This window comes from Streptomyces sp. NPDC002044, assembly GCF_040296725.1.
Taxonomy (GTDB): Bacteria; Actinomycetota; Actinomycetes; order Streptomycetales; family Streptomycetaceae; genus Streptomyces; species Streptomyces antarcticus.
The window spans coordinates 1-18,668 of sequence record NZ_JBEOXU010000123.1 but is presented as its reverse complement, the minus strand read 5'-3'; the positions used below and the strand labels follow the sequence as shown (position 1 = coordinate 18,668).

General features: G+C 75.3%; 15 protein-coding genes and 1 pseudogene. 14 read left to right on the top strand and 2 right to left on the bottom strand.

Annotated features, from left to right (window positions below; genetic code table 11):
• From ABT106_RS24780 to ABT106_RS24745, 8 genes are all read left to right on the top strand, one after another.
• The coding region (locus ABT106_RS24780; RefSeq protein ID WP_351281216.1) for a TOMM precursor leader peptide-binding protein at window positions 1-1,651 on the top strand (1,651 nt) is incomplete at its 5' end.
• A gap of 42 nt (window positions 1,652-1,693) precedes the next feature.
• Window positions 1,694-3,328, top strand: coding sequence for a SagB family peptide dehydrogenase (locus ABT106_RS24775; protein ID WP_351281214.1), 1,635 nt, complete (start codon window positions 1,694-1,696; stop codon window positions 3,326-3,328).
• Between the two features lie 13 nt (window positions 3,329-3,341).
• Window positions 3,342-6,215, top strand: coding sequence for a lantibiotic dehydratase (locus ABT106_RS24770; RefSeq protein WP_351281211.1), 2,874 nt, complete (start codon window positions 3,342-3,344; stop codon window positions 6,213-6,215).
• Entirely contained in the window at window positions 6,203-7,276 is a 1,074-nt protein-coding gene (locus tag ABT106_RS24765) for a lantibiotic dehydratase C-terminal domain-containing protein (RefSeq protein WP_351281209.1), read from the top strand. The genes ABT106_RS24770 and ABT106_RS24765 overlap by 13 nt, the downstream gene beginning before the upstream one ends.
• Complete coding sequence (locus tag ABT106_RS24760; protein WP_351281206.1) at window positions 7,273-8,409, top strand: peptidase M50; 1,137 nt, start codon at window positions 7,273-7,275, stop codon at window positions 8,407-8,409. Before ABT106_RS24765 ends, ABT106_RS24760 begins: the two co-directional genes overlap by 4 nt.
• Window positions 8,410-8,458: 49 nt before the next feature.
• On the top strand, window positions 8,459-9,427 hold the full coding sequence (locus ABT106_RS24755; RefSeq protein ID WP_351281203.1) for an ABC transporter ATP-binding protein: 969 nt from the start codon (window positions 8,459-8,461) through the stop codon (window positions 9,425-9,427).
• Window positions 9,424-10,179, top strand: a complete 756-nt coding sequence (locus ABT106_RS24750) for an ABC transporter permease (RefSeq protein WP_351281201.1) — start codon at window positions 9,424-9,426, stop codon at window positions 10,177-10,179. The genes ABT106_RS24755 and ABT106_RS24750 overlap by 4 nt, the downstream gene beginning before the upstream one ends.
• Window positions 10,176-12,185 carry a TOMM precursor leader peptide-binding protein gene (locus ABT106_RS24745; RefSeq protein WP_351281198.1) on the top strand — a complete coding sequence of 670 codons (2,010 nt, stop codon included), beginning with the start codon at window positions 10,176-10,178 and terminating at the stop codon, window positions 12,183-12,185. Before ABT106_RS24750 ends, ABT106_RS24745 begins: the two co-directional genes overlap by 4 nt.
• 91 nt (window positions 12,186-12,276) lie before the next feature.
• Here ABT106_RS24745 and ABT106_RS24740 read toward each other — a convergent pair whose 3' ends face one another.
• A complete protein-coding gene (locus tag ABT106_RS24740; protein WP_007268044.1) occupies window positions 12,277-12,450 on the bottom strand; it encodes a thiazolylpeptide-type bacteriocin in 174 nt (57 codons plus the stop codon).
• A 181-nt stretch (window positions 12,451-12,631) separates the two neighbouring features.
• Here ABT106_RS24740 and ABT106_RS24735 point away from each other — a divergent pair, with 181 nt between their 5' ends.
• The 6 genes from ABT106_RS24735 (at window position 12,632) to ABT106_RS24710 (ending at window position 18,489) form a co-directional block, all read left to right on the top strand.
• Window positions 12,632-13,960: an amidohydrolase gene (locus tag ABT106_RS24735; RefSeq protein ID WP_351281195.1), complete on the top strand. Its 1,329-nt coding sequence runs from the start codon at window positions 12,632-12,634 to the stop codon at window positions 13,958-13,960.
• 87 nt (window positions 13,961-14,047) lie between these two features.
• The gene (locus tag ABT106_RS24730) at window positions 14,048-15,172 is read left to right on the top strand and encodes a saccharopine dehydrogenase family protein (RefSeq protein WP_351281192.1); all 1,125 of its coding nucleotides are present in this window, start codon (window positions 14,048-14,050) and stop codon (window positions 15,170-15,172) included.
• Window positions 15,169-15,786, top strand: a complete 618-nt coding sequence (locus ABT106_RS24725; RefSeq protein ID WP_351281190.1) for a TetR/AcrR family transcriptional regulator — start codon at window positions 15,169-15,171, stop codon at window positions 15,784-15,786. Before ABT106_RS24730 ends, ABT106_RS24725 begins: the two co-directional genes overlap by 4 nt.
• Before the next feature lie 222 nt (window positions 15,787-16,008).
• Window positions 16,009-16,635 (top strand): TetR/AcrR family transcriptional regulator, encoded by a 627-nt coding sequence (locus ABT106_RS24720; RefSeq protein WP_351281188.1) that lies wholly within the window; start codon window positions 16,009-16,011, stop codon window positions 16,633-16,635.
• 11 nt (window positions 16,636-16,646) lie between these two features.
• A complete protein-coding gene (locus ABT106_RS24715) occupies window positions 16,647-17,471 on the top strand; it encodes an LmeA family phospholipid-binding protein (RefSeq protein ID WP_351281186.1) in 825 nt (274 codons plus the stop codon).
• Window positions 17,472-17,613: 142 nt separating this feature from the next.
• On the top strand, window positions 17,614-18,489 hold the full coding sequence (locus ABT106_RS24710) for a DUF4394 domain-containing protein (protein ID WP_351281183.1): 876 nt from the start codon (window positions 17,614-17,616) through the stop codon (window positions 18,487-18,489).
• 83 nt (window positions 18,490-18,572) lie between these two features.
• Here ABT106_RS24710 and ABT106_RS24705 read toward each other — a convergent pair.
• Window positions 18,573-18,668, bottom strand: a pseudogene (locus tag ABT106_RS24705) (fasciclin domain-containing protein); the annotation flags it as partial.

The window sequence follows — 18,668 nt, the reverse complement described above, 5'->3', positions numbered from 1 at the left end:
GGAGCGCAGCCGGATCGCCCGCGAGCTCCACGACGTGGTCGCGCACCACATGTCGGTGATCTCCATCCAGGCCCAGGTCGCCCCGCACCTCGTGGCGCTGGCGGCCCTGGTCGCCGGGGTAGCGCCGGGGCCCGCCCGGGACGGGGTCTTCCGGCACGTGCGGCTGCTGGACCTGAGGACCGGTTCCGTACGCCGCCACCCGCTGGTCCCCGACCCGGAGTGCCCGGTGTGCGCGACCCCGCGGGAGGACACCGTCGCGGGCGCGGTCCTGGAGCTCGCGCCCGCGCCCAAGTACCGGCCCGGGGTGTTCCGTACCCGGCCGGTGGAGTCGTACGGGATCGACGTGGCGGCGTTCGCCAACCCGCTGTGCGGGGCGCTGGGCCCCTCCGTGGTGCAGGACGTCTCCTCGACCTCCACTTCGGCGACCATCGGCTGCTTCTCGATGCGGTCCGGGGAGTACCTGCGCGAGACGTTCTGGGGCGGGCACACCGACTCGTTCCGCCACAGCGCGCAGGTCGGCGTCCTCGAGGGGCTGGAGCGGTACGCGGGGATGCGGGCGCGCTCGCGCACCACGAGCGTGCGGGGGACGCTGCGACGGTTCGGCGCCGACGCGGTCGACCCGCGCCGGGCCGGGCTGTACTCCGACGCGTTCCACGAGGCCAACCCCCGGGTGCGGCCCTTCGATCCGGACCGGGAGATCCCCTGGGTGTGGGGCTGGTCGCTGCGCGACAGCGCGCCCCGCCTGGTTCCGGAGGTCCTGACGTACTATCACGCGCCGGGTCTGGAGAACCGGTTCGTGCAGGAGAGCTCCAACGGCTGTGCCTCCGGCGGGAGTCTGTCCGAGGCCGTCTACTTCGGACTGATGGAGGTCGTGGAGCGGGACGCGTTCCTGCTCGCCTGGTACGGGCGCCAGCCGCTGCCCGAGATCGACCCGGCGACCAGTTCCCGGACCGCCACCCGCGCGATGGTGGACCGGCTGGCCCTGTACGGCTACCGGGCCCGCTTCTTCGACACCCGGATCACGTTCCCGGTCCCCGTCGTCACCGCCGTCGCCGAGCGGTTCGACGGCGGGCCGGGCCGGATGTGCTTCGGGGCGGGAGCCGGGCTGGACCCGGAGTCGGCGCTGCACTCCGCGCTGTGCGAGATCGCCACCGACGCCGTGAACCTGCCGGGCCGGACCGTACGGGACGAGGCCCGGCTGCGGGCGATGGCCGCCGACTTCGACCTGGTCACCGCCCTGCACGACCATCCGCTGGTGTACGGGGTCCCCGAGATGGGCCGGCACGCCGACTTCCTGCTCCGGTCCCCCCGGGCCGGACGGCCGCGCGCGGTCGCCGATCTGGTGTGGCCCGACGCCGGGGGCGCCGCCGCGTCCCACGACGTGCGCAGCGACCTGGCGCGGTGCGTCGCGGCGGTCGCCGCCGCCGGCTTCGACGTGGTGGTCGTCGACCAGACGATGCCCGAGCAGCGCGCCCTGGGGCTGCACACGGTGAGCGTGCTGGTGCCCGGACTGCTGCCGATCGACTTCGGCTGGTCCCGGCAGCGGGCGCTCGGCATGCCGCGGATGCGCACGGCGCTGCGGGAGGCCGGGCTGCGCCCGCGCGACCTGGAGCCCGCCGACCTGAACCCGGCCCCGCACCCCTTCCCCTGACCTGGACGCCGCCGCCGGCGGCCCCCGAACGTAGGAGGACCCGTGGGCTACGCCCATGACTACGCCGACGCGATCATGCACCGTGGCCGCATACCGATGGACCCCGTCGACTTCGTGCCGGACTGGGCCGACCGGCCGCGCAAGGCGAAGTTCTACCCGGACGCGGAGACCCTGCCCCTGCCCCCGCCCCTGCCCTCCCCCGAGCCGGGGCCGGGGCCGGGGCCGGGTCCGGGGCCGGGGCAACGGCCCTCCGGACCGGCGGGGTTCACGCTGCCACTGCTGTCCGGCATGCTGCTGGACTCCTACGGGCTGACCGGGCGGCGGCTGGCCGTCCAGGCCAACACCGACCTCGCGGCCCTCCCCCACCACACGCACGCGAACTGGTCCCGGGGCACCGCCTCCGGCGGTGGGCTCTACCCCGTCAGCATCTACTGGGCGGCGGGCGCGGACGGCCCGCTCACCCCCGGGCTGTACCACTACGGGCCGCACGCGCACGGGCTGAGGCGCGTCCTCACGGGCGACGTGACCGGCGTGGTCCGCGAGGCGCTGGGGCCGGACGCGGGGCCGGCGGGCGCCGCCACCCAGTACCTGGTCCTCGGGGTCAAGTACTGGCAGAACGCGTTCAAGTACAACAGCTTCTCCTTCCACGCCGTGAGCATGGACGTCGGGGCGCTCGTCCAGACCTGGCGGCTGTGGGCGCGGCCGTACGGGCTGCGGATCGATCCGGTGCTGTGGTTCGACGAAGAGCGGCTGGCCGGGCTGCTGGGGGTGGAGCCGAGGGAGGAGGGACTCTTCGCGGTGGTGCCGCTGGCCTGGGAGGGCCCGCGGGGCGGCGGCCCGGCCGGGGGTCCCTGGGCGCGGGATCCCGGGGTCGGCGTCCCGTACGGCGACGCGGCCGTCACCGCGCACCGCGACGGCGAACGCTCGCGCCGCGTCGTGGAGTTCGAGACCCTGCTGCGCGTCCACACCGCCACCCTCGGCCGCGCCGCCGACCGTCCCGCTCCGACCGCGCTGGACGCGGCCGCCGTCGTACCGCCGCGCGGCACCGATCCCCTCGCGCTGCCCGCCCCCGCCGCCGCTCGGCTGTCCCCGGCCGCGGCGCTGCGGGCGCGGCGCAGCAGCTTCGGCCGTTTCGACGCCTCCAGGCCCATCGCGGCGGACCAGCTCGCGGCCGTCCTCGCCGACTGCGCGGCGACCGCGTACGGCACGGAGGCCGAACGCGCGGACGGGCCGCCCCTGACCGCCCTGTACGTGTTCGTGAACCACGTCGAGGGCGTCGCCCCCGGCGGGTACGCCTACGACCCGCGGGCCCGCACGCTGCGCCTGGTGGCTCCCGGACCGCCCGGCGGCTTCCTCCAGCGCACCTACTTCCTGTCCAACTACAACCTGGAGCAGGCCGGGGCGGTGGTCGTTCCCGCCCTGCGCACCACCGCGGTGCTCGACGCCGTCGGCGACCGCGGCTACCGGCTGGTGAACGGGACGGTGGGCGCCGTCGCGCAGACCTTCTACACCAGCGCCGCCGGATTCGGCCTCGGCGCGGGCGTGGCCCTCGGTTTCGACAACATCGCGTATGTCGAACAGCTCGGCCTGACCGGCTCCGGAGAGGCCCCGCTGCTCATCATGCCGCTCGGCCACGAGCGGCCGCGGCCCGCCGACTTCCGCCACGAGATCGCCTGAAGGGGGCACGACGATGCACACCACCGACTGGCACGCGGGCGACCGCTTCATGCTGCGGGTGGCGGGGCTGCCGCTGTCCGCGGTCGACGGCCTGCGCTGCCCAGAGTCCCAGCGCTGGGCACGGGAGGTACTGGCGGCCGAGGCGGAGCTCGGGGCCGGCGCGGAGCTCCTGGGCGAACTACTGCACCGGGCGGTCGGCGCCACCGACCCGGCACCGGACGGCGCCGGCGCCGGTCAGCGCCGCGCCCTGCTGAGGCTGCGCCGGCAGATCCACAACAACCGGCTGCCCAGCGGCCCCGATCCGGCGCTCGACGCGGCCGCGGCCAAGGCGTTGGAGGCCCTCACGGCGGGCGGGGCCGCGGACGGAACAGCGGGCGGCGTGGCGGGCGCGGCGCCCGGCGTGGGCTCGGACGACGGGGGCCGCACGGCGGCCGCCGGTGGACCGGGCGCCGCGGGAGCCGCCGCGCTGCTGGCCGACTGGCTGCGCCGCCGGCGGCGGCTGGGCGAACTGGTCGCCGGGGGCGGGCCGCTGCTCGCCGCCGAACTCGTGCGCAACCGCGCCGCGCTGCGGGAGCTGCTGGCCGACGAGCGGCTGCGCAAGGGGCTGTTGCTGGCCTCGCCCGTGCTCGAGGGGCAGCTCGACGGCTACCTGCGGACCGAAGGCGTACCGGGCGGGCGGGCCCGCAAGGCCGAGCGGTCGGCGCTGTCGTACGTCTACCGCACCGCCTGCAAGACCAGCCCGTTCAGCACCTTCACCGCGGTGGCCACCGGCCGCTTCGACCCCGGCCTGCCGCCCGGGCCCGTACCGCTCGCGGACGGCTGGACCGGCCACGTCCGGCTCAACGTCGTCGTCCTCGCGCGGCTCGCCGAACTGATCCTGGCCGACCCGGTGCGGCGCCGGGACCTGCCGCTGCGCCCGGCCTCCGGCTGGGGCCGCGAGGACGACCGCATCCGCTACGTCCGCCGCTCGGTCACCACCGGCGACGACTCGGCCGCGGTCACCTTCGACGCCGTCAAGGACCGGCTGTTCTTCCTGCGCCGCAGCGGCACGCTGGAACGCCTGCTGGCCCTGTTCGCCGAGCGGGGCGAGCTGCGCCACCGGGAGCTGGCCGACTGGCTGGCCGCCGAGCGGGGCGCCCGTCCCGAGGACTGCGAGGCGTACGTCGACGCCCTGCTCCAGCTCGGCATGGTCCATGTGCCCCGCCTGGACACCGGGGCGCACGGCGGGGATCCGCTGCGGGCCTTCCAGCGCTCCCTGACCTCGCTGGAACGTCCCTGGGCGGACCGGCTCGCCGACCTCCTCGACGCGCCCGCCGGGGCGCTGGCCCGCTATCCGCGCGCGGGCCGCGCCGAGCGCTCGGAGCTGCTGCGCGGGCTGCGGGCCGGACTACGGCGGGCTCAGGAGGAGCTCGGCGCACCGGACGCGGCGCTGCCGCAGACTCTGCTGTACGAGGACGTGAGCGCGGGCCGGGACGTGCGCTGCGCCCCGCCGAAGTGGGACGGGCTGCGCTCGGTCGAGCGGATCCTGCCCGCCTTCGACCTCACCCTCGCCCAGCGGATCACCTTCGAGGGCTTCTTCGCCGCCCGCTACGGCTCCGGCGGCCGCTGCGAGGACCTGTTGGGCCTGGTCCACGACTTCCACGAGGACTTCTTCGACCAGTACCTGTCGTTCAGTGCGCGCCGCACCCCCTTCGACGAGAACGGCGCGTACGTCCCGGAGGAGAACTGGCTGGGCCTGCCGGGCATCCGGGCCCTCGACGCGGCCCGGCGCGCCTTCGTCGCCCGGATGCGGGCGGCGTGGACGGCGTACGCGAGCGCGTACGGGGACACCGCCGCCCCCTCGCCCGCCCGGTGGGGCGCGGACGGGGCCGCGCCCGAACTACGCCTGGACGAGGCGGATCTGGACGGCGTCGCGCGGGAACTCGACGGTCTGCTGACCGGGTTCACGCCCCGCTGCCACCACGTCCAGTGGGCCCGTGATCCCGGCTCGGGAGCGGCGCTGACGGTGCTGAACCGGAGCTACGGGGGCCTGTCCTTCCCGTTCAGCCGGTTCACCCACGTGTACGAGGAGGGGGAGGCTCCCCTGTCGGAGGAACTGCGGGCGACGGCGGCCGCGGTGACCCCGGAGGGCGCCGTCTTCGCCGAGGTCACCGGTGGGCCGGTCACCACCAACCTCAACCTGCACGGGCGGCTCACCGAGTACGAGATCGTCTGCCCCGGTGAGACCGGCACCCTCCCGGAGGACCGGCGGCTGGTGCTGGAGGACCTCTACGCCGAGCAGGTGCCGGACACGGGGCGGGTGGTGCTGCGTTCGCGCCGGCTCGGCCGCCAGGTGATCCCGGTCTACCTGGGCTACCTGGTGCCGCTGGCCCTGCCGGCGATCCCCCGGACGCTGCTGCTGTTCTCACCGTCGTCCATGTCGCCGCTGGACGTGTGGGCGGGGGTGCCGCAGGGCCCGTCCCGTGCCGGAGTGACCTCGCGGCCGCGGGTCGTCCACGGGGACGTGGTGCTGAGCCGGCGCAGCTGGACGACCACGGCGGGCGCCCTGCCCGTGCGGGGCGCCGCCGAGGCGGGCCACTTCCTGGACTGGCAGCGGTGGCGGCGGGCGCACGGCCTGCCGGAGCAGGTGTTCGCGACCGTCACGGCCGGGGCCCCGGCGGGCGGGGCGAAGCCGAGTTACGTCGACTTCGCGAGCCTGCTGTCGCTGGCGGCCTTCGAGACGCTGCTGCGCGAGCCCTCCCACCGGGTCGTCTTCCGCGAGATGCTCCCGGCCGCCGATTCCCTCCACACGCGCACGCCGGCCGGGGCGCACGTGGCCGAACTGGCCGTCGAGACCTTCACCACGACCATCCGACAGCCGGAAGGCGGCACCCGATGTCCGAGCTGAACCCCACCCCCGGCGAGCGGCGCGGAGCCTGGCAGGCCCTGCACGTCTTCTACGCCGCCAACCCGCAGCCGCTGCTGGTGAACTGCGTGCGTCCGCTGGTCGCCGAGCTGACCGCCGACGGCCTGCTCGCCGGGCACTTCTTCATCAACTACTGGCTCGAGGGGCCGCACGTGCGGCTGCGGCTGCGCCCGGCGACGCCGGAGGCCGGACCGGAGGTGCGCCGGCGTGCCGAAGCGGCGATCGGCGGATTCCTGAAGGCCCGCCCGGCGCTCTACCAGGTGGACTCCGGATTCCTGAACGATTTCTACAACACCCTGTTCGACATCGAGTTCCCGGAGGGGAACCGGGGCGAATTCATGGGCCCCGACGGGCGGATGAACCTGCGGCCGAACAATTCCTTCGCGTACGAGCCGTACGAGCCGGAATTCGGGAAGTACGGCGGCCCCGCGGGCATCGAACTCGCCGAATGGCATTTCGCGCACTCCAGCGATCTCGTGATGGACGCCCTGCACCGGATGAACCTGCATGTCCGCACGGTCCTGTTGGGCACTTCGGCGCAACTGATGATGGTCATGGCGGGCGTGTTCCTGCCCGACCGGGAGGAACTCGCCGACTATTTCGACCGGTACTACGCGTTCTGGCACCGGGCGTTCCCCGGCACCGGGTTCATCGGCTCGCAGGAGTACGACCGGACGTACGGGCAGACCGCGCCGGGGCTGTCCCGGCGCTTCGCGGCGGTCAGGGAGGCACTCGCTTCGGGCGACACCGGCCGGCTGCCGGCCTTCCTGGCGGGATGGGCCGCGCACTGCCGGGAGCTGCGCGACCGCGCCGAGGCCCTGGCCGTCTCCGGGGACCTGGTGTTCCGCTCCTGGGACGGCGGCCGGGACGAGCGGGTCACGGACCCGGCCGAGGCGCTGCCGCTGCTCCTCTCCCCGTACATGCACATGACGAACAACCGGCTGCACGTGACGATCCGCGACGAGGCCTACCTGTCCCACCTGCTGGGCCGGGTCCTGCGCGAGCAGGAGCCCGCGCCCACGGACCGGATGGACGCCCCGTGACGGGCCCGGCCACGGGCGGGGAGGGCGACGGCAGCGGGCAGGTGCTGCTCGCGCAGCGGCCCGCGCTGCGCGCGGACGTCCTGCTCTCGGCGCCGCTGCTCAGCGGTCCGGCCACCGTGCACCTGGTCAAGGACCCGGTGTCCGGGGCGTCCTTCGAGGTGGGGACCAAGGAGTTCTTCCTCCTGTCCCGCCTCGACGGCGCGCGCAGCCTCGCCGAGATCGGCGACGCGTACGGGCGGGCCTTCGGGCGCCGGCTCGGCCAACGGAACTGGCAGCAGCTGCTCGGACTGCTGGGGGCCCGGCGGCTGCTGGCCGGCGGGCGGGCGCCCGAGCCGGCGCCGCCGCCCGGCCCGCCGCGCGCCGGGAACCTGGTGCGCGGGAGCCTGCGGCTGGTGGCGGACGCCGACGCGGCCACCGCCCGGCTGCACCACCTCGTGCGGCCGCTGCTGCACCCGGCTCCGCTGGCCGTCCTGCTCGCGGCCTGCCTGGCCATGACGGGCGTGCTCGCCGCGTCCGCCGGCGAACTCGTGGGGGACTTCGGGTGGTTGCTGGCGCGGCCGGTACCACTGCTCGCCGTGGCCACCCTGATGTGGCTGAGCACCGCGCTGCACGAGTTCGCCCACGGTGTCGCCGCCCGCCACACCGGCGGCACGGTCGGCGAGATCGGGCTGCGCTGGCGGCTGCCCGTGGCGATCATGTACTGCCGGGTCGACAACTACCGCTATCTGCGCCGCCGTCGGCACCAGCTGGCGGTGGCCGCCGCGGGGGCCTTCGCCAACCTGCTGTTCCTGCTGCCCTTCTTCGGGTGGTGGGCGGCGCTGCCCGGGGGCGACCCCACCCGGCGGGTGCTGGGCGGGCTGCTGCTGCTCGGCACCGCGCAGGCCCTCGTCAACCTGCTGCCCCTGCCCCCGCTCGACGGCTACACGATGCTCGGCCACGGGCTGCGCGTCACCCGGCTGGCGCCCGCCGCCTCGGCGTACCTGCGCCTGCGGCTGCGCGACCGGGCGGCGGCGGCCGCGTACCCGCCGCGGGCCCGCCGGCTGTACACGGCGTACGGCGTCGGCTCCGCGGTCCTGGTCCTGCTCCTGGCCGCGGCTCTCGCGGGGGCCGTCTGGTACGCCGCCACCCGGTGACCCCACGTTCCGAACCCTCCCGAACCCACACAGAGGACACGCATCCCCGATGAACACCGACAGCACCAGGCCGCCCGGCGCGGCAGCGGCGCAAGCCGCGATCTCGGTCCACGACGTGCGCAAGCGCTACGGTGACCGCCAGGCCGTGGACGGCGTCTCGCTCGACGTCCGCCACGGCGAGTTCTTCGGCCTCCTCGGCCCCAACGGCGCCGGCAAGAGCACCCTGATCGAGATCATGGAGGGCCTGCGGCAGGCGGACTCCGGTTCCGTCGCGGTCCTCGGCCAGAGCCCCTGGCCGCGCAACACCGCGCTGCTGCCGCGAATGGGCGTCCAGACGCAGTCCTCGGCGTTCTTCGTGCGCCAGACGGCGCGCGAGCACCTCTCCACCGTCGCCGGGCTCTACCGGACCGACGCGGCGGCCGCGGACCGGACCCTGGAGTCCGTCGGGCTGACCGAGCAGCGCGACGTACAGGTGGAGAACCTGTCCGGCGGGCAGCGGCAGCGGCTCGCCATCGCGTCGGCCCTCGTCCACTCCCCCGAGCTGATCTTCCTGGACGAGCCGACCGCCGCCCTGGACCCGCAGGCCCGCCGTGACCTGTGGGAGGTGCTGCGCGCGCTCAAGAGCGAGGGCCGCACCATCGTCTACACCACCCACCACCTGGACGAGGCCGAGGCGCTGTGCGACCGCGTCGCCATCCTCGTGGCGGGCCGCGTCGCGGCCCTGGACTCGCCGCACCGGCTGGTGACGGCCGCGGGGGCGCCCGCCCGGCTGCTGCTGCCGGCGGGCCGGATCGGCATAGAGCAGGCCGCGGCGCTGCCGGGCGTGGACCGGGCCGTCGAACAGGGCGGTTCGCTGGTCCTGGAGACCGCCTCACCCGGCAGGGTGCTCCAGGCCGTCGACGCGCTGACCGGCCTCGACGGCGTGATGACCCGTACGGCGACGCTGGAAGACGTCTACCTCGAACTGACCGCCGCGGCGCACCCCGGCCACGACTCGCACACGGAGCACCAGGCATGAGCGCGTACACGGCCCTGACCGCCGCCGGCTACCGGGCGCAGGTCCGGGACAAGGCGACCCTGTTCTTCACCTTCGCCTTCCCCTTGCTGTTCCTGGTCGTCTTCGGCCTGATCTTCCACGGGCAGGCGGTCGAGGAGACCGGCCGCCCGTACATCTCGTACATCGCGCCCGGCGTGATGTCGTGGGGCGTGGCCAACGCGGCGGTGTTCGGGATCGCGTTCACGCTGATGCAGTGGCGCCGCGACGACCTGCTACGGCTGATCCGGCTCACCCCGACCCCGCTGACCACCGTGCTGGCCTCGCGGTACGTGCTGGCGCTGGTCGTCGGCGTGGTGCAGGCGGCGGTGTTCGTGGGGGTGGCGATGCTGCCGCTGTTCGGGCTGGAACTGGACGGCCGCTGGCCGCTGGTGCTGCCCGCGCTCGTCCTCGGCATCACGGCGTTCCTGGCGATCGGCGTGATCGTCGGTACGTACGCCAACACGCCGGAGGCGGTCGCGGCGATCGCCAACTGCATGATGGTGCCGATGGCGTTCCTGTCCGGCTCGTTCCTGCCGCTGGACATGATGCCGCCCTGGCTGCAGTCGGTGTCCCGGGTGCTGCCGCTGCGCTACCTCAACGACGCCGCGTCCGGGGCGCTGACCGGATCCGGTCCGCTCGGCACGATCTGGATCGGCTGCGCGGCGCTGCTCGGGTACGCGCTGGTGTTCGGCGCGATCGGACTGAAGACCTTCCGCTGGAGCAACCGCGCATGACGGCGGCCTCCTCGACGACGACGCACCCCGCCCGCCCCGCCGGGGCCCCGGACGGCACCCCGCTGGAGGCCGCGCGGCGGCAGCTGGAAGGGGCGCTGGGCGGGCCCCGGGCCGGTGTGGTCACCGTGGGCGTGCACGACGCGCTCGGGCATCCGGAGGCCGACCCGTTCTCGGCGGTCCGGCCGGCCGCGACCGTGCACCTCACCGCGCGGGCGGTCCTGGTCGGCCCGTGGGGCGGCGACGGCGCCGCGCCCGCCTGCGGGCAGTGCCTGGCGATGCGCTGGCAGCGGCTGCGCAGCCGGAGCGAGCGTGACGCCCTGGAGACGGGCAGCGGGCCGGTCACGGCGGCCGGACCGCTGTGGCCGGGGCTGTCCCGGTACGCCCTGGACGCGGTGCACGCCCTGCACGGCGCGGTCTTCGGCGGGTCCGTACGGGCGCCGGGGGCCGGGGTGGCCTCCGGCGCCCGGCCCGGCGCGGACCCGGCGGCCGCCGAGGCCGACCGGGCCCTGCCCCAGGTCTCCCGGCTCGACCTGGAGACGCTGCGGGTCCGCACGTACCCGCTGCTCGCCGACCCGCTGTGCCCCGCGTGCGGCCCGCGCGGGGCGGACGTCCCGGTGCCGTTCGCGCCGCGGGCCCGGCCGAAGCCGGACCCGGGGGCGCAGCGGCTGCGCGCGGCCTCCTCGTACCCGATGCCGTACGCGGCGCTCGCCAACCCGGTGACCGGCGCGCTCGGCGGCGGCACCTGGATCAACGTGACCTCGCCGACGACGGCTCCCGTCGCCGGCAGCGTGTTCATGCGCGGGTACGCCGGGCTGACCGACGTCACCTGGAGCGGGCAGGCCAACAGCTTCGCCGCCAGCCGTGACCTCGCCCATCTGGAGGGGCTGGAGCGGTACGCGGGCACCCACCGCCGTACCGGCGGCCGGCTGCTGACCGCCTCGTACGCGGAGCTGGGCGACCGGGCACTGGATCCGGCGGCCTGCGGCCTCTACCCGGAGCGGACCTACCGCGAGGACCCGCTGGTCTCGCCGTTCGACCCGGAGCGGCCGATCCCGTGGGTGTACGGGCACTCGCTGCGCGACGAACGGCCCGTACTGGTCCCGGCGCGGCTGGTGCACTACAGCGCCGGGCTCGCCGCCGACAACTTCGTCTTCGAGTGCTCCAACGGCTGTGCCATCGGCAGCTGCCTGGAGGAGGCGCTGCTCGGGGCGCTGCTCGAACTCATCGAGCGGGACGCCTTCCTGCTGGGCTGGTACGGCGGACTGCCGCTGACCGAGATCGAGCTGTCCTCGGTGCCGGGGCCGGCGGCGCGCATGATGGCGGACCGCGCGGCCCTCCAGGGCTACGACGTCCACGCCTTCGACAACCGGGTCGACCTCCCGGTCCCGGTCGTGACGGCCCTGGCGGTGCGCCGCGACGGCGGGCCCGGGCTGTTCTCGTTCGGGGCGGGCGCGGCCCTGGATCCGGCCGCCGCGGTCGAGGCGGCCCTGTCCGAGGTGCTCACGTACATTCCGCACCTGCCCGGCCAGGTGGCCGGGCGGCGGACGGAGCTGGAGGCGATGGTCGGTGACTTCGGAAAGGTGCTGCACCTGAAGGACCACGCCCAGCTGTACGGGCTGCCGGAGATGGCCGAGCACGTGCGGCCCTACCGGAAACCGGTGGCCGTGCGACCGCTGGCCGAGGTCTACGGTTCCTGGCTGTCCGGCGGGGCGGGGCAGCGGCCGGACACCGGTGACCTGCGGGACGATCTCCGCTGCTGTGTCGACGCGTTGGTGCGCGCCGGGCACGACGTGATCGTCGTCGACCAGACGACGCCGGAGCAGCACCGGATCGGACTGCGCACGGTGTGCGCGGTGGTGCCGGGTCTGCTGCCGATCGACTTCGGCTGGTCGCGGCAGCGGGCGCCGTTCATGCCCCGGCTGCGGACGGCCGCGCGCCGGGCGGGGCTGCGGGACTCGGACCTGTCGCCGTCCGAGATCCGGATGGTGCCGCACCCGTTCCCGTGACCGCGTGGTCGCGGCACGGGCGGATGCCCCGGTGCCCCCGTGCTCGGACGTCGAGCGGGGCCCGGGGCAACCGGCGTCTGCGGGCCTGGGGTCAGGCGCTGCAGGAGGTGGTGCTGGTGGTCGACGAACAGGTGGAGGTGGAGCTGCAGCTGGTGGAGCCCGCGAGCACGACCTCGCTGGCGTCCGAGTAGTCGGAGATCTCGAACGTCTCGGACTCCAGCTCCAGGATCTCGTCGGCGAGCGAGGCGAGGGGGGACTTCTCCATGGTGACTCCTTCGGGTCGCGGAACGGTGGGGCCGCGGCTGCCGGGGATCCGGCGCCCCGCGGCCTCCTCCATCAGAACCGGCGCCGCCGTCACCTCACCCCACGGGCCGCTGTCACTCCGCTGACGTCCGGTGTCAGCGCCCCGCCGTCCCCGTGGGCGCCGGGTCCCCGATCATGGCGCCATGACGACCGCACCCCCCTCAGCGCTCGCCCGGCTGGACGCCCACCTGCGCGACGTGACGATCCTCTACCTGGATCTGCACGGGCATCCCGAGCTGTCGGGCGCGGAGGGACGCACCGCCGGACTGTTCTCCGGGTGGCTGGAGCGCGCCGGGTACGTGACCACGCGCGGGATCGGCGGCCACGGCGTGGCCGGGGTGCTGCGCAACGGGGACGGGCCGACGGTCCTGCTGCGCGCCGAGCTGGACGCGCTCCCGCTGCGCGAGACGACCGGCCTGCCGTACGCGGCGCGGGGCGGGGCGGCCCACGCTTGCGGGCACGATCTCCACCTGGCCGCGGCGGCGGGTACCGCCACCCTCCTCGCCCGGGCGCGGGACACCTGGCGGGGCACGCTCGTCGTGGTCGGCCAGCCGGCGGAGGAGACGTTGGAGGGCGCCCGGGCGATGCTCGCGGACGGGCTGTACGAGCGGTGCGGCCGGCCGGACGACGTACTGGCGCAGCACGCGGCCCCGCTGCCGGCCGGGATGGTGGCGCACGGCCCCGCCCACGGCGCCGGGGCGGGGGCGGGGGCGGGTACGGCGGCGATGACCGCCGCGAGCGCGACGTACCGGGTCGTGGTGTACGGCCGGGGCGGTCACGCGGGCGCCCCCCAGCTGGCGGTGGACCCGGTCCTGACGGCCGCGCACGTGGTGACCCGGCTCCAGTCGGTGGTGGCGCGGGAGACGGCTCCTGCCGACCAGGTGGCCGTGACGGTCGGCGCGTTCCACGCGGGCGAGCGGGCCAACGTGATCCCGGACCGGGCCGAACTGGCCCTCACCGTGCGGGCGGTGAGCGGGGCCTCGCTGGAACGCGCGGCGCGCGCGGTGGAGCGGATCGTGCGCGCCGAGTGCGCGGCGGCGGACTGCCCGCGGGAGCCGGACGTCGTACGGGTGTCCTCGTCCCCGGCCGTCACTCCGGACCGCGCTCTGACGCGGGCGGTACGCGGGGCCCACCGGGCGGAGTTCGGCGCCGAACGGGTCGCGGCGTGGCCGGTTTCGCTGGCGACCGAGGACTTCGGGCTGTTCGGCGAGGCGGGGCGGGAGCTCCACGGGGCGTCCGGGGTCCGGCTCGGGTACTGGATGCTGGGCACGGTCGGCCCGGCGGCGTGGTCCCGGGCCCGCGCGCAGGGGTCGCCCCTCCCGTCCAACCACGCCCCGGACTTCGCCCCCGACGCCCGTACCGCGCTGCCGGCCGGCGTCCGGGCCCTGACGGCGGCCGCGCTGTGCCGGCTCGGCGGGGCGGCGCACGGCGGGCCGGCACGGGGCGGACGCGCGTCGGACGGGTCGGCGTAGGGCCACACGAGCCCGCGCGGGCGGCCGGAGCGGACGGCTGCCGCCGGGCGGCACATTTTCTAGGTCGTGTGACCTATAGTCTTCCCCATGAACCACGATCAGCTCATGCACGACCCCGACGGACCGGTGCTCCTCGTCGGCGGATACGGAACGGTGGGCGCGGAACTGGCCCGGATGACGGCGGGTACGTGGCCCCTGCTGCTCGCGGGCCGCACGCCCGCCAGGGCCGCGGACCTGTGCCGTGAACTGGGAGCCGACGCCCGGCGCTGGGACCTCTCCGGCCCCGAGCCGTTCCGCGCCGCGGCGCGGGCCGTGGTGGGCCTCGTCAACGATCCGGACGACCGCGTGCTGCGGGCCGCCCTCGCCGGCGGGGTCCCGTACGTGGACGTGACGCGCTGGACGTCCCGGGTGCAGCGCGCGGCCGCGCTGGCCTCGCTCGGCCTGCCCGGTACGGGCCCCGCCGCGCCGGTCCTGCTCTCCTCGGGCTGGATGGGCGGCGTGGTGCCGCTGGTCGCCGCCGCGCTCGCGGAGCGCCTCGGCGGGGCCGACCGCGTGGAGACCTCCATCCGCTACGACCTCGCCGACCGGGCCGGAGCCGACTCGGTGGAGTTCATGGACCGCCTCGGCGTCGACTTCGAGGTGCTCGAAGACGGCCGCGCCAAGGCGGTCACCCCGCTCAGCGGCGCGCGGACGCTGAGCGTCGGGGACCACCGCACCAAAGTGGCCCGGATCGACACGCCCGAGCAGTTCACCCTGCCCCTGACCCTCGGGGCCCGTACCGTGACGACCCGCATCGGCTTCAGCAGCACCGCCGCCACCTCCGCCCTGGTCGGCCTGGGACGCATCGGCTTCTTCCGGCGCGCGCGCGGCGAACGCTGGCGTCCCGTGCGCCGGCGTCTGCTCTACGCCCCCGGGGGCGGCGGGACCGCCACCCTGCGCGTCGAGGTCGAGGGGCCGCGCGGCATCCTGCGGGCCACCGTCACCGACCGGCACGGCCAGGCCCGGCTGACCGCGGTAGGAGCCCTGCTCGGGCTGCGCCGGGTGCTCGGCGCCGACGGCGCGCCCGCGCGGACCGGCCTCGCCTTCCCGGAATCGCACCCGTTGCCGGACACCGTGCTCGCGGCCCTGGAGGCGGCCGGCGTACGGGTCGACGTCACCGCGCGCGACACCGCCGGTCGCGTCGCGGGCCCCGTACGGGAGGCCGCCGCGTGAGTACGGCCAAGGGGTCCGCCCGGCGGGCCGAGCTCCTCGACGCGGCCGAACGCACGCTGGTCGGCGGCGGCCACGGCGCGTTGTCCGTGCGCGCCGTGGCCGAGGCCGCCGGAGTGCGCCTGGGCCACCTCCAGTACTACTTCCCCACGCGCGAGCGCCTGCTCGAAGCGGTCCTCGACCGTCTCCTGCGCCGCTCCCTGGACCGCCTCGCCGAGGTCGCCCCGGGCCTGGACGGGGGCGAGGGGGCGGAGCCGGTCCCACCGGAGCGGATGATCGAGCTGCTGCTCGCCGAGCAGAACGACCCGGGGCTGGTGCGGGTGTTCGTCGAACTGTGGGCCCTGGCCGCCCGGGACGAGGCGGTCGCCGCGGCGGTCCGGGCGTTCTACGGGCACTACGCGGACCTGGTCGCCGAACAGATCCGCCTCCACCTGCCCGGCCTGCCCGAAGCGGACCGGCGCGCGCGGGCGGAGGCGTTCATCGCCCTGCTCGAAGGCAGCGCGCTGATGCGCTCGGGCATCGCGGGCATCCCGTCGCCCGCCACCGACGCCCTCATCTCCCGGACCGCGCTCGCCCTCGTCCGGAACCCCTCGGCGTCCGGAGGTCCCGGGGCCTGACCGGCGCCCGCCGGGGCACTGGCTCACACCGTGAAGCGCGGCAGGCTCCGGTCGAGCCGCCCCGGCGGCGGGGGTCCGGGGTGGTGCTGCGGCGGGGGTTCGGGCAGGGCAGCGGACGACACGGCGGCTCCAGCGAAGTGGCAGGGCTGCCGAGAGACACCGGGTCACACATGGCATTGCTGCCAATTGACACGTCTGCCGCCATGGGTGAGGGTGTACGGCATGGCACCCGACAACCCCCGGCCTGGCCTGCGGGAACGCAAGAAGGAGCAGACCCGTCGCGCCCTGCGCGCGTGCGCGGCCGCCCTTTTCGCCGAGCGCGGGTTCGCGGGCACCACGGTCACCGACATCGCGGCGGCGGCGAACGTGTCGGAGCGCACGTTCTTCCGCTACTTCGAGAGCAAGGAGTCCCTGCTGCTGCCGGACAGCGCGGATCTGTTCGCGTTCGTCGAGGCGGCGCTGGCCGCGCGCCCGCCGGACGAGGACCCCCTCGAGGCGGTGTGCGGGGCCCTGACGGAGGCCGCGGTCCCGTTCGCGCAGAGCACCCTGACGGGACTGACCCACTCGCTGGCGGGCACCGAGAGCCAGGGCCCGATCCGGACCCGGCTGACGCAGGCGTTCGCCGAGTTCGAGGACCGGCTGAGTCTGCTGGTGCTGCGAAGGCTCCCCGCCGACATGCCCGACGCCGACCTGTACGCCATGGTGATCGCGTGCTCCGCGCTCTCGGCCGCCCGCGCCGTGCTGCGCACCCAGCGGGCCCGCCGTGAGGCCGGCACCGCCGCAGACGCGGCCCCGCTCCTGCCCAGGGCCTTCGCCATCCTCGCCCGGAACGGAACTCCCGCACTGTGAAGCCCCGCACTGTGAAGCCCCGCACTGTGAAGTCCCGCCGCAAAACGTTGGTCATCACCGCCGCCTGCCTCGCCGCGGCGGTCGTGGCCGCCACCGCCACCGACCTGGTGGTCCGGGGCCGGGTCGAGGAGCGCGTCGTGTCGGCCGCGAGCTGCCGCCTCGGCGCTACGGGGCCGGTCACCGCGGAACTGGACAGCTCCTTCGCCGGGTTGCGCGCCCTGACCGGGAGCGTCGGCACCGTCCGCGTCAAGGCCGAGGGAGTCCGTCGGCAGGGCACGGAGATGGCCGTCGAGGCGGTCCTCGAGGACGTGACCCGCGACGGCGCGGGCGCGGGCGGCACCGCCGAGGCCACCGTGCCCTACAGCGGACTGCAGGATCGTCTCGGCGGAGACGGCGCAGGAAGCGGGGGCGGGGACGGGGACGCGGCCGCCGGGATGACCGTGGGGTCGGACGGGAAGAACCTCGTCCTCTCCGGGTCCGCCGGGGGCCTGGGCCTGCCCGTCACCGTGAAGACGACCCTGTCGACCACGGCCGACAGCCTCACCGTCACGCCCGCCACCATCGGGGTCTTCGGCCGGGACATACCGGTGGACCGGGTGTCCTCGCTGCCGGGCGCCTCCGCTTTCACCGACCGTCTCGCACCCCGCACCGTCCGCCTCGACGACCTCCCGGCGGGGGTCGAACTCACCGGGGCGCACGCGGGCGGCTCCGGACTCGTACTCTCCTTCTCGCTGACCGGGGAGACCTTGGGACGCTCGGGCGGAAGCGGCGGCACGGGCGGCTCCGGTGGAAGCGGTGGGCCGGCCGCGGCCGGCTGCTCCGCCGGCACCGCGTAGACCGGCAGCCGGACGGCACCGCCCGGCTGGGCCGTTGGAGTGGACTCGGGCGGCGGTCCACATCCGGGGGCGGGCCCGCTCCGAAGCCTGTGAGACCTCGTCCGATTCCGGGCGGGGGTACGCACGTCTCCGAAAGGTGAACATGCTTACTCGCAGCACCGTCATCGCCGTCTCCGCCGTCCTCGCCGCCGTCTGCGCGGCCCCCGCCCTCGCGACGGCCGACACCGGAAGCACCCGCGAGGCCGCGCCGGCCATGGCGCACACCGACCTGCGGGCCGTCGGTCTGACGGCCGACCAGCGGCTGGTGGAGTTCGACGTCGACAGGCCGTCCAAGACCTTCCCGATCGGCAAGGTGTCCGGCCTGCGGGGCGACACCAAGCTGGTGGGCATCGACTTCCGCGTCCAGAACGAGAAGCTGTACGGCGTCGGCGACCGCGGCGGCGTCTACACCCTCAGCACCACCAACGCCAAGGCCGTGAAGGTCTCCCAGCTCACCGTCGCCCTGTCGGGGGCGCAGTTCGGCGTCGACTTCAACCCGGCCGCGAACCGGCTGCGGGTCATCTCCGACACCGGGCAGAACCTGCGCCACAACATCGACGACGCCGCGGCCCCGCTCGGCACCACCGTCGACGGCACCCTGACCAACCCGACCATGCCGCCGTCCACCGCGACCGGCGTCACCGGAGCCGCGTACACGAACAACGACCTGAACGCCGCCACGGCCACCACCCTGTTCGACCTGGACACCGCGGCAGACCGGATCTCGCTGCAGTCCCCGGCCAACGCGGGCACCCTCGCGCCCACCGGCAACCTCGGCGTCAACGCCGCGCCGAACGCCGGCTTCGACATCTACTACTCCGTCAAGACCGGGGTGAACAAGGGCTTCGCCACGATCGGCGCCGGCGGCTCGTACGGCCTGTACGAGATCAACGTGCTGAACGGCAAGGCGACCGGGCGCGGTACGTTCCCGGCCCGGCAGCAGGTCACCGACATCGCGCTGCCGCTGAACCAGGGCTGATGCCGTGACCGCACGCCCGCGGGCCGGGACTCCGACGGAAGTCCCGGCCCGCGGGCGTGTGCCGGTCCGGGCACCGGGTGGTGCTACTTGGGCATCAGGACGGTGTCGACGATGTAGACGTTGGCGTTGGCGGTCTTGACGTTGCCGCAGACCACGCTGGACGTGCCGTTGACCTTGTA